Raw genomic sequence first — 14,572 nt, 5'->3', positions numbered from 1 at the left:
CCGGTCAGACCGCGAGAATCCGCGCGATCTCCGCCTCGGGGTCTTCGGCCCCGAACACGGCGCTGCCGGCCACCAGCGCATCGGCCCCCGCATCGAAAACCTCGCGGGCGTTGCGTGCCGAGATGCCGCCGTCCACTTCGACGATCGTCCCGAGCCCTTGTTCACGGATCATCGCCCGCAGCGCCCGGATCTTGTCGAGCGATCCGGGGATGAACGACTGCCCGCCGAAACCCGGCTCGACGCTCATCACCAGCACCAGGTCCACCAGCGGCAGCACCTCGCGCAGCGCCTCGGCCGGCGTGGCGGGTTTGATCGAGACGCCCGCCCGGGCTCCGGCCCCGCGGATCAGCCCGATGCATGCACGCACGTCGGAGACCGCCTCGTAATGGAAGGTGACGATGTCGGCCCCCGCCTCGGCGAAACGGGCGACGTAACGTTCCGGCTCGACGATCATCAGGTGCACGTCGAGACACTTGGCCGTCGCCCGGCGGATCGCCTTCAGCACGGGGAACCCGAACGAGATATTGGGCACGAACACGCCGTCCATCACGTCGATATGGACCCACTCGGCCGCGCTGCGGTCCACCATACGCGTATCGCGGTCCAGATGGCCGAAATCGGCCGAAAGCATCGAAGGAGCTACTATTCTCATCGCATCCGAAATTTATCCGTTTTTCACTTCCGCATCCGCTCCAGCGCACCGATCTTCCGGCGGATCGCCGCCCCGTTCAGCGCCGTGAGCAGCATCGCCAGTCCGACGCCGCACAACACCGTAAGGCCCGCACCGGCCGGCACGTACCCCTCCTGCATGGTCTCCAGCAGCGGCAGGTAGCGCATCCGGATCGCCCACACGGCGACCAGCGCACCGCACAGCACCGCAAAATTCAGACCGAGCGTCAGCAGCCCGTACGGCAGTGCCACCCGCGCGGGACGGTAACCGATGAGCAGGAGCGTCTCGAGCTTGCGGCCGTTCTTCTGCAACAGCAGGAAGATACTCAGCATCAGGATATAGAACGACATGACGCTGAATACCAGCCCCACGCCCGCCACGCCTGCGGCGGCCAGCCGCACGAAGCGCACCGCACGGCCGTCGTCGGGTCCTCCGCCCTCGGCTTCGTACCCCTTCCGGCCGAGGTAGGCCGCCACCGCCTCGTCGGCAGGACCTTCGGTCTCCACAATGACGCGCGAAGGCCCCTTCGCCGCCGCACCGCTGCCGAAACGCTCGTTCGACCAGCGGATGAAACTCTCCGGCACGAGAATCGTATTGAGCCGGTTCGACAGCCCGACGATCCGCCCCCGGAAGTGTTCCGAACGCCCGCGGCCCGAAATCTCCACGCCGAGCGTCACCCGGCGGAACAGCCCCTCGGAAATCTGGGGAAGGCCCTGCGAGCGGGCGAATCCGAAATTATAGAGGTTCAGGTAGTTGCGCGGAATGACAATGGGTATTTCGCGGTCGCCCTCCGCGAAGCGCCACGCGTCGGTCTCGACGTCGAGAAATCCGTCGGGAACCGACTCGAAGAACAGGTAGGTCGAAAACCCGACGCCGCCCGCGCTGACCGAACCCTTCACCCGGTAGTCGGCCGGCGTGAAGACACCGACCTCCCGCACGAAGGGCTGCGCGCGCAGCTCCTCCAACTCTTCGGGAGTGAAGTCGCTGTTTCCGATTCCGATGGCCTGCAGGGTCCCGACCCGTTTCGAGAGCACCAGATAGTCGCCTTCAGCGAACGAATCCGGCCCTTCGAAGACCGGCAGCACGTCGCGGTAGGCTTGCAGGGCGGTCAGCACGACGGTCATTCCCACCAGTCCGGCCAGGGCGAACCCGAGGGTCTGCGCCACGCTCAGGTGGCTGCGCAGGAGTTTCCAGAGCAACGTCATAGGGCGAAGATTTTATCGTAAGGCAGTCCGAGACGGTTGCCGACCGAGGTGACGATGACGCCCGCCCCCTGCCGCCGGGCCTCGGACACGAGCAACTCCGCGAGCACCTCGCCGTTCGCGGCGTCGAGGTGGCTCACCGGCTCGTCGAGCAGCATGAAATCGAAAGGCTGGCACAAGGCGCGGACGAAGGCCACGCGCTGCCGCTGGCCGAACGAAAGCAGTCCGACGGGCGTATCGCGCTTGTCGGCGATTCCGGCCGCCCCGAGCAGCCCGTCGATCCGCTCCGCGGTCTGGAAATGCGTCAGGTCGTTTTTCAGCGCAATGTTCTCCGCCACGGTCAGCTCCCCGAAGAGCCGCAGGTCCTGGAACAGCAGGCTCAGCGACGTGCGCCGCACGTCGCCCCACGCCGCACGGGAAAGCGTGCGGCAGTCCACCCCGTCGAAAAGGATGCGGCCCGCATAATCCCCCCGGATGCCGTACAGGAAACTGCACAGCGAGGATTTCCCCGCTCCCGAGGCCGCCTCCACCAGGCAGAACTCACCCCGGCGGAAGGTCACCTCGCGCCGCCATATTTCGGAGCGCAGCACCGCCGGCCCGCCGGCCGCGAACGCCGCGGGCAGCACCTCCTTCAATTCGATCTTCTCCATCGCACTCCGTCCATAATGCCGGGAAGCGGCCTTCCGTCGCCGGAGGCCGCTTCCGCATGCCGTTCGCTACTCCTGTGGCAGGGCCTCGCGGATCAATCCGTCCGCCGTCGAACAGATCGTCTCCAGCGCATTGCGCTCCTTGTCCGCCATCTCGACCACGACCTTGCCGCCGTCCTTCGCACCCCATGCCTCCATCCGGTCGAACATGCCCAGCAGGGTCACTCCTACGGCCGCCTGGGGAGCCCGCACGTCGGTCAGGGTCCCGAGCAGGGCGTTCAGCCCCTTGAAATCGAAACAGAAACTCGACCACTGTCCGGCAAACACCTCATCGCATCCGGCCATCGCGTCGATCTTCGTCCCGTCGAGCGCCGTCTTCACCGCCGCGTCGGTAGTGAAATAGAGCACCCCGTCCTTCACGCCGAAGAACGCCGAAAGGGTTCCCAGCGACACCGTATAGGCCCCTTCGCCGGTCTTCACGAGCGGCATTCCGGGCAGGTTGGCCACCAACTGGTCCACGACCGACGGATCACCGACCTCGGCCAAGAGCGACGCCACCGGATAGCTGCCGCCGGGAAGCATTCCCGAGAAGAGCAGCAGCAGGTCGCCGTCGAAAGCGTCCATCACCTGCTTGACCATCGGATTGGCGAGCAGCATTCCGTAACCGGGCATCTGCGAAAGCATGGCATAGAGTTCCGAACCGTTCAGTCCGCAGCCCAGCGCCGCAACGGTCGATGCGGGCGCATACTTCAGCAGCGAGCCTTTCTGGGGCTTCACATAGGTGTAGAACGACGCCAGCTCCTCCTCGGCCTCCTTCGAATCGAAGGCCATCGAACCGTCGGCGACGATGCGGCCCTTCTCGAAATTGACCGACCCGAGCGCCTTCACGCCTTCGAGCGCCCCGGCCATCGGCAGCGACGCCAGCATCGGATTTTCCTGCACCAACACCCCGTAGGAGACAGCCACGTTGATATCGTTCTTCTCGCTGAAAAGCCGCTCCACGGCGGCGTTCCCCACGAGACTCTCTTCGCGCTTTTGGGCGAACAGCCCCTTGACACGGGACAGCGTCTCCTCGTAGGCATCCTGCGCGAAATAGAGCATGCAGGCCGCCCCGTCGTAGGCGCACAGGCCGCTCACACCCTCCTGCTCGCCGATGCGGACCACCGAAAGCTCCCCTTCGCGCACGGTCTCCGAACCGCTGCGGGTATTGATCCGGTCGATCAGCGTCTCGAACTTCGTCAGATCGCCGATCGGCAGCAACATACCGCCCCGCACCACGGGATTCGCGGCGCTCAGATTCTCCGGCGAGAGGAACAGGTAGGCGTCGCGCGAGCCGTCGATTCCCGTCTCCTCCGGATTCTTCAGCAGGGCCAGGCAATACGCCTTCTCCTCGGCCGAAAGGCCCTCCATGCCGTTCAGCTCCTTCTCGATGCGGAGACAGAGCGGATGCTGCGACATGTCGCCCATGCCGCTCTTGGCCGCCAGCTGCGCGGGGTTGAACGACATCGTCACGAACGCATCGGCCGGCAGGGCCGTGCGGTAATCGGCTTCGCTGCCGCAGGCCGCCGTCAGAGCCGCGACCGCCGCGAGGCAGGCCGCCTTACAGGTTGTGAAAAAATGTTTCATAGTTTTCGAATTAAAATGGTTTTCTCCAATGCGGTACACGGCACGGCGATCCGTTTCCGGCCGAAACCCCGCGGGTTTCCGCCGCGTGTCTGTCCTTTTAATAGTGTCAAAGATAGAAAAAAGCGCGGACATTCGCAAACAATTCGTGCGGCGCACCGACCGGAATGCCGCGGGAAAGGGAAAAGAGCCGTCCGCGAAGGATCGGGGAACCGGACTTTTCCGTATATTTGCACCGTCCCGCACAACGAAGCCACGCGATTCATGGAACTGCACACCGACGCCAAATCCCGTATCGAAGCGGTGGACGCCCTGCGGGGGTTCGCCGTAATGGCCATTCTTCTGGTACACAACCTGGAACATTTCATCTTTCCGGTCTATCCCGCCGACTCCGCAGGCTGGCTCGGCACGCTGGACCAGGGTGTATCCGACGTCGTGTTCAGCCTGTTCGCCGGCAAGGCCTACGCCATTTTCGCCCTGCTGTTCGGCTTCACGTTCCACATCCAGGCCGACCGCCGGAAGAGGGAGGGACGGGATTTCGGCTACCGTTTCCTCTGGCGGCTGGTGCTGCTGGCCGGATTCGCCGCGCTGAACGCCGCCTTTTTCCCCGCGGGCGACGTACTGCTTCTGTTCGTCGCGGTCGGTCCGGTGCTCTTCCTCACGCGGCGCTGGAGCGACGGAGCGCTCCTCGCCGCAGCCGTGGTGCTCCTGTCGCAGCCCGTCGAGTGGTATCATTGCTTCGCCTCGCTGGCGGACCCGGCGCACCGGCTGCCCGACTTCGGAGTGGACGCCCTGTATGCGGAAGCGGCCGAATATACGAAAGCCGGGGATTTCGGACGCTTCCTCGCGGGCAACCTCACCCTGGGCCAGAAAGCCAGTCTGCTGTGGGCCGTGAACGCCGGGCGGTTCGTCCAGACCGCCGGACTGTTCCTTCTGGGCTGCTACATCGGCCGGAAGCGGCTTTTCGAGCCCTCCGGGGAGCACTTCCGCGTCTGGGTGCGGATACTGATCTGCGCATCCGTCGCCTTCGCTCCGCTGTACACGCTCCGCCAGACGGCCATGGAAGGAGACGCGATCGTGCGGCAAACCGTCGGAACGGTCTTCGACATGTGGCAGAAACTGGCCTTCACGCTGGTCCTCGTCGCCTCGTTCGTCCTGTCGTACCGGAACGGGAAATTCGCCGAAGCCGTCGGCGGCCTGCGGTTCTACGGACGGATGAGCCTGACGAGCTACATCGCGCAGTCCGTCCTGGGAGCCTTCGTCTATTTCCCCTTCGGGCTGTATCTCGCACCGCATTGCGGCTATACGGCCAGTCTGGCGATCGGCCTTCTCATCTTCCTGTTGCAGATGCGGTTCTGCAAACGGTGGCTGTCCGGACACCGGCAGGGTCCGCTGGAATACGTCTGGCATCGCTGGACCTGGCTCGGAGCGAAACAAACACCCGGCAACCCGGCCGGAAGTGGTTTTTCCGGGAATTAATCGTTACATTTGCCGAAAAGATCACCCGAAGAACATGTCCCCGACACTCCTGCTTTCGTTTCTCGCCTGCGGTCTCGCGGCGCTTTCAATCCTGCTGCTGCGGCTGTGGCGCAGGGACTCGCAACGTCATGCGGCCTACCGCAGCGAATCCGAGGCGCGCGAACGCGACGCCGCGGCGCGCCTGGCGGCGGCGGAGGCCCGTCTGACCGCCGCCGCCGAGGCGGCCGAAACGGCCGGAGAGACGCAGCGGCAGCAGGAGGAACGCATACGCCGCCTCACGGAGGAGCGGATGCGGTCGGAAGCCGAGCTGGCGGCGCTGCGCGCCTCGTCGGAGGCCGAAATCACGGCCCTGCAGGAAAAAATAGCCGAACAGCACGCCGCACAAAAAGCCGAACGGGAGACGACCGAGGAGCGGTTCCGCGCGCAGTTCAGGAACCTCGCCACGGAGATCCTGGGCGAGCAGTCGCAGCATTTCCGCCAGACGAGCCGGGAGTCGATCGACCTGCTGCTCAAACCCTTCCGGGACAACATCACCGACTTCCGGCGGCGTGTCGAGGAGATCTACACCACGCAGACCTCGCAGCGCGGCGAACTGCGGGCCGAGCTCAAACGGCTCATGGAACTCAACCAGCACATTTCGACCGAGGCGCAGAACCTCACGCAGGCACTCAAAGGCAACTCGAAGGTGCAGGGCGACTGGGGCGAGATGCTGCTCGAAACGATCCTCGACAACTCGGCCCTGACCAAAGGCATCCACTACGAGACGCAGTACAACGTCAAGGACGAAGAGGGACGCAACCTGCGGCCCGACGTGGTGCTGCACCTGCCCGAGAAGAAGGACATCGTCATCGACTCGAAGGTGTCGCTCACGGCCTTCGTGGCCTACACCGCGGCCGCGACCGACGAGGAGCGGCGGCGCGCGCTGGCGGCGCATGTCGCCTCGGTGCGCCAGCACGTCGCCGAACTGGGGCGCAAGGAGTACCAGCGGCGGTTCAACTCGCCAGACTTCGTCATCCTGTTCGTCCCCAACGAACCGGCCTTCCTCGCGGCCTTGCAGAGCGACCCGGCCATCTGGTCGGACGCCTACGAACGGAAGGTGATCGTCTCGTCGCCGACGAACCTCTTCGCCCTGCTCAAACTCGTGGCCGACCTCTGGAAATACAACGACCAGGACAAGAACACGAAGGAAATCGCCGCCTGCGGGCTGAAGCTCTACGAGCAGCTGGTGGCCTTCACCTCGTCGCTCGAAGGGGTCGGCACGGCCCTCGGCAAGGCCCGCGACGCCTACGAGGACGCCTACAAACGCCTCTGCACGGGCAACGACAACATCGTCCGCGTCGGTGAACGGCTGCGCCGCACGGCCCGGCTCCAGACCAAGCGCCGCCATTCGGCCCGCACGCTCGAACTCTCCGGCGACGACGCGGCGGAAGCGCTCCCCGAAACGGACGCCGCACCGCAGGCCGGCATCCCGCAATCCGGCGCCGATGCGACCGACACCGGCATCGCCGGAACATCCGAAACAGCCGTTCCCGGCAAGTCCGAAACCCCGGCTGCCGCCGATCCGTCCGAGGCGTCCGCTTCCGAGGCGCTGTGACCCGGAATCCGCCGTTCTCCGGCAGGGTCCGGACCGGACCGCGAAAACCGGGCCCGGGCAACGGGCAAGAAGCCGTCCGGTCCCGCAAAGCACATCCGGCCGCACAAAAAAGCGGTCCGGAGCCAACGCTCCGAACCGCTTCATCCGATCCTCCGACGGGAACGGCCCCTTCATTCCGGCCGCGGTACGCTCCGATCGTTCACCGGCCGCTCTCCGCCGCCCGTCTTCACTTCCCTCCGTTCCGGGAGCGCAGCGCAACCCCCGTCCCGGCCGCTTCACCGGCCGTACACCCGCGCAAGCGACAGGCGAGCCCCGGCGCGGCATCGCGCCCGAGCGTCTCCGTCAGATCGTCCCATGCGTCGGCGACCCATCCGACCCGGCCGCGGCACGTCCGCAACAAACCGAGCGTCCAGACCTTCACCGACACCGGCATCGCCGGATCGACCGCCCACTGCATCGCGGCTTCGGCTATGCGCCCCAGCTCCTCCCCGCCGCAGAGCCTCTCCTCCCGCACGAGCAGATCGGCCATGATCTTCGCGAAGAGCCGCCGCCGGCCCGGATCGGACGCCGCGGCGAAATCCCTCCGGCAGAAACTCCCGGCATGGGGCATGAAACGGTCGCGGGCCCCGAAATAGATGCGTTCCAGCACCCACGCCCCGCGGAAGAGCACCCTGCGCCGCAACGGCCGGGGCAATCCCTCGTCCGGCTGCGTGGCCAGCCGGTACAACTCCCCGACAGCCCCGTCTCCGTCCTCGGCACAGACCCTCCGGGCCGTCCGGTCGGCCGTATCCGCCCCGAAAGGTCCCATGAGCAGCCCGGCCAGCTCCCCGCGCGTCACAACAGTTTCTTCTTCGGAGTCGTGACGACGAAATCCTTGAGATAGAAGGGCTCGAAATAGGCCACGTCCTCCGTGCGCCCCTCGTCGAAGACCCGCTGCGCCAGCCGCGCCAGTCCGCGGGCCGAGGGGGTCACCTCGACGAAAACGGCGTCCGGCAGCACCCCGGCGCACTTGCGGGCGCCGCTTCCGAAAATGACGAACGGCCGGCCCTGCGATCGGAACGAGGCGAAACTCCCGCCGTCGATCACCTCGGCCGACACGCCGCTCTGCGGCCGGCCTTCGGCGTCGAACACCTGCGCATAGACCTCCATGCGCCGGGCGTCCACCATCGGGCAGAGAAACGCCCGTTCCCACTCCCCGACCGAGACGATCCCCGCCTCGTAATCCTCGCGGGCCACCTCGGCCAGCGCATCGAGCGACCCGACCGAGAGCAACGGCTTGCGCAGCCCGTAACAAAGCCCCTTGGCGAACGAGACGCCGATGCGCAGTCCCGTATAGGAACCGGGCCCCTTGCCGACGGCCACGGCGTCCAGATCGTCGGGTGCGATGCCCGTCTCCCGCAGCAGCTCATCGACGAAAACGCCCACCTTGCGGGCATGGTCGCGCCCCTCGTCGCTCTCGCGCAGCGAAAGCAGTTCGCCGTCCCGGGCGATTCCGACCGAGCAGATATCCGTGCCGGTCTCGATGCAAAGAATCAATGCCATATCTTTCCGTTTCGTTTTCAGTCCGTTACACTCGGCGGAAACATGCCCGCCGCATCTTAAATCACCCCGAAATGCTCCAGCGCCTTCCGGATGCCGTCGTCATCGACCGAGGCGGTCACGAAATCCGCCGCCGAGACCGCCTCCCCGCAGGCATTGCCCATGGCGACGCCCGCCCCTGCGGCCCGCAGCATCGGAACGTCGTTGCCCCCGTCGCCCACGGCCATCAGCTCGTCGGCCCGCAGGCCGTACTCCCGGGCGAAGGACAGCATGCCCGTCGCCTTGTCCACGCCGCGCACGTTTATGTCCGTGAAGATCGGACACCAGCGGTTCGCCGCCAGCGAAGGCAACTCGGGCATCACCCGCCGCTCGGTCTCCGCATCGAGGTAGAAACACATCTGACAGCACCCGCCGCGGTCGAAGAGCGCCCGCAGGTCGGCCACTTCGGGAACCGGATGCGCCACCATGCGCGCCAGCTCCGGCACGGACGGGGTCATGCGATTGACGAAGACGCCTTCATCCAGTTCGAGCGCGAGGGCGAAGCCCAGCTCGTCGGACAGACGCAGGGCCCGTTCGAAATCGGCGCGGGGAATCAGGCTGCGGCTCACCACACGGCCGTCGGAAGCCACACAACAGGAGCCGTTGAGCGCCGCCACACCGTCGTAGGGAATCCCGGCGAGCGGCTCCAGATCGCCGGCCGTGCGCCCCGTGGCGATGAAGAGCCGCACCCCGCGCGCATGAGCCGCGCGGAGCGCCCCGACCGCCGAACGAGGCACCTCGTGTGTCCGGAAGCTGACGAGCGTCCCGTCCACGTCCAGGAAAACCGCCTTTATCATCGTCTGTAGTTTTTCATCGCCTTGTCCATCTCCCGCTTCGCGTCGTTCTCCTTCAGGTACTCGCGCTTGTCGTACGACTTGCGGCCGCGCGCCAGCCCGACGACGACCTTGGCCAGCCCCCGGTCGTTCAGGAACAGGCGCAGCCCCACGATCGTCAGTCCGCGGTCCTGCGAAGCGCGCCGCAGCTTTTCCAGTTCGCGCGCCGTGAGCAGCAGCTTCCTGTCGCGGCGCGGCGCGTGGTTGTTGCACGTGCCCCAGGCATACTCGGCGATATTGATGCCCCGCACCCAAAGTTCGCCCTTGTCGAAATAACAGAACGTATCGACCATCGACACCTTGCCCGCACGGATCGACTTGATCTCGGTCCCGGCCAGCACGATGCCCGCCGTGTACTCCTCGAGAATCTCGTAGTCGAACGTGGCGCGCTTGTTCCGGACGTTTATCTTCTTTTGTTCATTCATCGTTCAAAACGGTACGTTAATTGCATTTTTCCCTGCCGGGCGGGGATCGGGTCAGATAACTGATTCATTTATCTTCGATATGTTTTTACACATCTTTCTGTTTATTTTCTGTTTGCACACGGTATGCGCAGGGATGCGCGTACGCCCCGGCTCCCGCCCTTTTTTCACAAAATGAGCCGCTGGAGCCTGCGGGCGATCGACACCTTCACCTTGTTCAGTCCCGACAGCCGCTGCAACAACGCCACCTGCTCCTCCTCGGGCAGGCTCTCGTCGCCCAGCTTCGCCTGCAACTCCTTGATCATCTCCTCCACCACCTTCGACTTGTAGAGCGTCACGGCCTTCGGCACTCCGACGGCCAGCATCTCGGCGTCGCTCTCCACGTGAATCTCCTTGCGCCGCCACAACTGGCTGGGCACGTAGTTGTCGTCCGAGGTGAGAATGTCCACCGAGGCGTTGCACACCTCCGGGTCGATGTGGTTCAGGAAACAGTGCGCCGGGACCTCCGTCCCCGTACCCAGCCGCTCCCACTGTCCGCGGTAGGTCTCCATGATTTTGGCGTACACCGGGTTGCGGAAAACGATATTGTCCCGCCCCAGCTCGTCGAAGACCACCTCCGCGACGTTGCACGCCACCATCGTCCGTCCCTCCTTGAAGTCGAACGAACAGTGCCCGTACTTGAGCAGGTATTTCACGATCTCGCGCTCCAGCGCCTCGAAACCGCTCCCCGCCTCGACCTTCCGCACATACTCCACCTCGGGCTGCGCCGCCTCCCGCTGCCGCTGTGCGGCCTGCCGGCGCAGGAACTCGTCCGCCTCGCGGTCGCCCGACGTGGTGAGCCGCTTGCGGGCCACCTCCGAGATGAGGATGTTCTCGTCGATGTCCATGATCCGCGCGCACTCCTTGACATAGACCGACCGCTGGATCGGGTCGGGAATCTGCGCGATCGACTGCACCATGTCGCCGATCAGCGCCGCCTTGCGGATCGGGTCGCCCTCGGCGTCCTGCAACAGCAGGTTGGCCTTGAATTCGAGAAAGTCCCGTTCGTGGTCGCGGATATACGCCTGCACCTCGGAGGCCGTATGGCTGCGGGCGAACGAATCGGGGTCTTCGGGCTCGGGCAGCAGCACCACGCGCACGTTCATCCCCTCCTTGAGAATCATGTCGATACCGCGCAGCGAGGCGTGGATACCCGCCGAGTCGCCGTCGTAGATCACCGTGATGTTCTTCGTGAAGCGTCCCAGCAGCCGGATCTGCTCCGTCGTGAGCGACGTTCCGGACGACGCCACGACGTTCTCGATCCCGGCCTGGTGCATCGAGATCACGTCGAGGTAGCCCTCCACCATGATCGCGAAATCCTGCTGCTGGATGGCCCGCTTGGCGAAGTACAGTCCGTACAGCTCGCGTTTCTTGCTGTATATTTCGCTCTCGGGCGAATTCTGGTACTTGGCAACCGTCTTGTCGGTGCGGAGCGTGCGGCCGCCGAAGGCCACGACGCGGCCCGAGATGTTGTGCACGGGAAAAATCACCCGGTCGCGGAAACGGTCGTAGAGCGACCCGTCGCGCTCGCGCGCCAGCGAAAGGCCCGTCGAGAGCAGGAACTCCTTCTTGTAGCCCGCCGCCAGCGCATCCTTCGACATGCGGTCGCCCTTCGCCGGGCAGAACCCGAGGCCGAACTTGCGGATCGTGGCGTCGGTCAGTCCGCGCGCCTGCCGGAAATAGGCCAGTCCGACACTCTGCCCCTCGGTCTCGCGGTGCAGGTAATTGGCGAAATACTCCGCGGCCCAGCCGTTCAGGACGAACATGGATTCGCGGTCGTCGTTGCGGCGGATCTCCTCCTCCGAAAGCTCCTTCTCCCGGACCTCGATGCCGTAGCGTTTGGCCACCATCTTCAGCGCCTCGGGATAGGTGATGTTCTCGTGCTCCATCAGGAAAGTCACGGCATTGCCGCCCTTCCCGCAGCCGAAGCACTTATAGACGCCCTTCGAGGGCGAGACGACGAACGACGGGGTCTTCTCGTTGTGGAACGGGCAGCACGCCTGATAGTTCACGCCCTTGCGTTTGAGCGTGACATAATCGCCGATGATGTCCACGATATTCGCGGCGGCGTAGATGCGGTCTACCGTTTCCCTGTCGATCATAGCCTACAAAGGTACGAATCGCCGCGAAATATTGAAAACGAAAAGCGAAAAAATCCCCTTCGCCCCGCCGGCCGGCCCTTGAGAGCGGTCCCGCCGCCGGATCGGGTCCGCCGGACGACACCTGCCGGCAACCCGCATCCCGACCGGGACGGAACCCGTCCCGTCGTTGCGCAAGACCCGGGAAGGAGTCAAAAACGCGGTACGGAATTGGCAACTGTTTCTTTTTATCACTACCTTTGCCTTATGGACTTCAAACTCGTATCCGATTACGCCCCGACGGGCGACCAGCCGGAGGCCATCGCACAACTGGTCGGCTCGATCGAGCACGGTTCGAAGCACAACACGCTGCTGGGCGTGACCGGCTCGGGAAAAACCTTCACCGTAGCCAACGTCATCGCCGACCTGAACCGTCCGACGCTCGTGCTGAGCCACAACAAGACCCTCGCGGCGCAGCTCTACGGCGAATTCAGGAACTTCTTTCCGGAGAACGCCGTGGAGTATTTCGTGTCGTACTACGACTACTACCAGCCGGAGGCCTATCTTCCGGCGACGGACACCTATATAGAGAAAGACCTCTCGATCAACGCCGAGATCGAGAAGATGCGGCTCAACACCGTGGCCACGCTGCTCTCGGGGCGGCGCGACGTGGTGGTGGTGTCGAGCGTCTCGTGTCTCTACGGCTGCGGCAACCCCGCGGATTTCCACGCCACGGCCATCACGCTGAAGGTCGGGCAGGTCGTCAGCTACAAGCACTTCCTATACAAGCTCGTCGAGGCGCTCTACACCCGCACCGAACGTGAGCTGGAGCCGGCGACGTTCCGCGTGAACGGCGACACGGTGGACATCATGGCCGCCTTCGGCGAATTCGGCAACCAGTGCTTCCGCGTGATGTTCTTCGACAACGAGGTGGAGGCCATCCAGTCGATCGACCCCGTGACGGGGCAGCGCATCCACTCGCTCGACACCCTGACGCTCTACCCCACGAATCTCTTCGTCACCACGAAGGAACGCATCCATGCGGCCGTGCAGCAGATCTACCTCGACCTGGGCAAACAGATCGAGTACTTCGAGCGTTCGGACCGCCCGATGGAGGCCCAGCGCATCAAGCAGCGCGTGGAGTACGACCTCGAAATGATCAAGGAGCTGGGCTACTGCCCCGGCATCGAGAACTATTCGCGCTATCTGGACGGCCGGGCCGCCGGGACACGCCCCTTCTGTCTCATCGACTACTTCCCGAAGGACTACCTGCTGGTCGTGGACGAGAGCCACGTCACGCTGCCGCAGGTCCACGCCATGTTCGGCGGCGACCGCGCCCGCAAGGAGAACCTCGTGGAGTACGGATTCCGGCTTCCGGCGGCCAAGGACAACCGCCCGGTGACCTTCGCCGAGTTCGAACAGTTGCAGGGCACGTCGATCTACGTGAGCGCCACGCCCGCCGACTGGGAACTGATGAAGAGCGAAGGGGTGATCGTCGAACAGCTCATCCGCCCCACGGGACTGGTGGACCCGCCGCTGGAGGTGCGCGTCACGACGAACCAGATCGACGACCTGCTCGAAGAGATCGACAAGCGGGTGAAAAACGACGACAAGGTGCTCGTGACGACCATCACCAAGCGCATGGCCGAGGAGCTGTCGAAATACTTCGACCGCGTGGGGGTGCGCAACCGCTACATCCACTCGGATGTAGACACGCTGGAGCGCATCCAGATCCTCGAAGACCTGCGGGCCGGCCTGTTCGACGTGCTGGTGGGCGTGAACCTGCTGCGCGAGGGGCTGGACCTCCCGGAGGTGGCCCTCGTGGCGATTCTCGACGCCGACAAGGAGGGATTCCTGCGCAACGTCCGCTCGCTCACCCAGATCGCCGGACGCGCCGCACGCCACTCGCAGGGCAACGTGATCCTCTACGCCGACACCTGCACCGAGTCGATGCGCTATGCCATCGAGCAGAGCAACCGCCGCCGCGAGAAGCAGGTGCGCTACAACATGGAGCACGGCGTGCTGCCGCGCCGTGCACAGAAGAGCGGCACGGGCCAGAGCACGCTGCTGGCGGGCCGGACCGACGAGAATGCCGGCAACACACCCGTCGCCTATCCCATCGCGGAGGACCACTACGCCCCGGCCGCGGCCGACGTCGCCCGCGCCTATACGGCCGGCGGTGACCTCGACGCGCTCATCGACAAGGCGCGCGAGGACATGGAACGGGCTGCCAAATCGCTGGATTTCCTCGCCGCGGCGAAATTCCGCGACCGCATGTACGAATTGCAGAAGTTACGCGAGGAGAACCGGAAATAGCCTGCCGGCGCCTTTCCCGGCGGATCCGCTCCGAAAGCCGGACCGTACCTCGGACCGGGAATCGAGTACCCGGATCCGTCCGCTATCGCCT

General features: G+C 64.9%; 12 protein-coding genes. 3 read left to right on the top strand and 9 right to left on the bottom strand.

Annotated features, from left to right (window positions below; translation table 11 throughout):
* Positions 1 to 4 precede the first annotated feature (4 nt).
* The 4 genes from rpe to FME97_RS09795 all read right to left on the bottom strand — a co-directional run bounded on the left by rpe (position 5) and on the right by FME97_RS09795 (position 4,145).
* Entirely contained in the window at positions 5 to 652 is a 648-nt protein-coding gene (gene rpe, locus FME97_RS09810; protein ID WP_141429429.1) for a ribulose-phosphate 3-epimerase, read from the bottom strand.
* A 23-nt stretch (positions 653 to 675) separates the two neighbouring features.
* The gene (locus FME97_RS09805) at positions 676 to 1,875 is read right to left on the bottom strand and encodes an ABC transporter permease (RefSeq protein WP_141429428.1); all 1,200 of its coding nucleotides are present in this window, start codon (positions 1,873 to 1,875) and stop codon (positions 676 to 678) included.
* Positions 1,872 to 2,522, bottom strand: a complete 651-nt coding sequence (locus FME97_RS09800) for an ATP-binding cassette domain-containing protein (protein ID WP_141429426.1) — start codon at positions 2,520 to 2,522, stop codon at positions 1,872 to 1,874. Before FME97_RS09800 ends, FME97_RS09805 begins: the two co-directional genes overlap by 4 nt.
* A 66-nt stretch (positions 2,523 to 2,588) precedes the next feature.
* On the bottom strand, positions 2,589 to 4,145 hold the full coding sequence (locus FME97_RS09795; protein WP_141429424.1) for a DUF4836 family protein: 1,557 nt from the start codon (positions 4,143 to 4,145) through the stop codon (positions 2,589 to 2,591).
* A 261-nt stretch (positions 4,146 to 4,406) separates the two neighbouring features.
* Between FME97_RS09795 and FME97_RS09790 the strand changes: the two genes are divergently transcribed.
* Both FME97_RS09790 and FME97_RS09785 read left to right on the top strand, forming a co-directional pair.
* Positions 4,407 to 5,621, top strand: coding sequence for a DUF418 domain-containing protein (locus tag FME97_RS09790; RefSeq protein ID WP_141429422.1), 1,215 nt, complete (start codon positions 4,407 to 4,409; stop codon positions 5,619 to 5,621).
* A gap of 34 nt (positions 5,622 to 5,655) precedes the next feature.
* The gene (locus tag FME97_RS09785; protein ID WP_141429420.1) at positions 5,656 to 7,215 is read left to right on the top strand and encodes a DNA recombination protein RmuC; all 1,560 of its coding nucleotides are present in this window, start codon (positions 5,656 to 5,658) and stop codon (positions 7,213 to 7,215) included.
* A 226-nt stretch (positions 7,216 to 7,441) separates the two neighbouring features.
* Here FME97_RS09785 and FME97_RS09780 read toward each other — a convergent pair whose 3' ends face one another.
* From FME97_RS09780 to dnaG, 5 genes are all read right to left on the bottom strand, one after another.
* The gene (locus tag FME97_RS09780; RefSeq protein WP_179954808.1) at positions 7,442 to 8,053 is read right to left on the bottom strand and encodes a hypothetical protein; all 612 of its coding nucleotides are present in this window, start codon (positions 8,051 to 8,053) and stop codon (positions 7,442 to 7,444) included.
* Complete coding sequence (gene tsaB, locus FME97_RS09775; protein ID WP_141429418.1) at positions 8,050 to 8,757, bottom strand: tRNA (adenosine(37)-N6)-threonylcarbamoyltransferase complex dimerization subunit type 1 TsaB; 708 nt, start codon at positions 8,755 to 8,757, stop codon at positions 8,050 to 8,052. The genes FME97_RS09780 and tsaB overlap by 4 nt, the downstream gene beginning before the upstream one ends.
* Positions 8,758 to 8,813: 56 nt before the next feature.
* On the bottom strand, positions 8,814 to 9,590 hold the full coding sequence (locus FME97_RS09770) for an HAD hydrolase family protein (protein ID WP_141429416.1): 777 nt from the start codon (positions 9,588 to 9,590) through the stop codon (positions 8,814 to 8,816).
* The gene (smpB, locus tag FME97_RS09765; protein WP_141429414.1) at positions 9,587 to 10,051 is read right to left on the bottom strand and encodes an SsrA-binding protein SmpB; all 465 of its coding nucleotides are present in this window, start codon (positions 10,049 to 10,051) and stop codon (positions 9,587 to 9,589) included. The genes FME97_RS09770 and smpB overlap by 4 nt, the downstream gene beginning before the upstream one ends.
* Before the next feature lie 164 nt (positions 10,052 to 10,215).
* Entirely contained in the window at positions 10,216 to 12,189 is a 1,974-nt protein-coding gene (gene dnaG, locus FME97_RS09760) for a DNA primase (protein ID WP_141429413.1), read from the bottom strand.
* A 243-nt stretch (positions 12,190 to 12,432) separates the two neighbouring features.
* Here dnaG and uvrB point away from each other — a divergent pair, with 243 nt between their 5' ends.
* Positions 12,433 to 14,481 (top strand): excinuclease ABC subunit UvrB, encoded by a 2,049-nt coding sequence (gene uvrB, locus FME97_RS09755; RefSeq protein WP_141429411.1) that lies wholly within the window; start codon positions 12,433 to 12,435, stop codon positions 14,479 to 14,481.
* Positions 14,482 to 14,572: the final 91 nt, after the last annotated feature.

Source organism: Alistipes dispar (assembly GCF_006542685.1).
Taxonomy (GTDB): domain Bacteria; phylum Bacteroidota; class Bacteroidia; order Bacteroidales; family Rikenellaceae; genus Alistipes; species Alistipes dispar.
The sequence above is the reverse complement of the archived record's forward strand: the minus strand, read 5'-3'. Positions and strand labels throughout refer to the sequence as shown.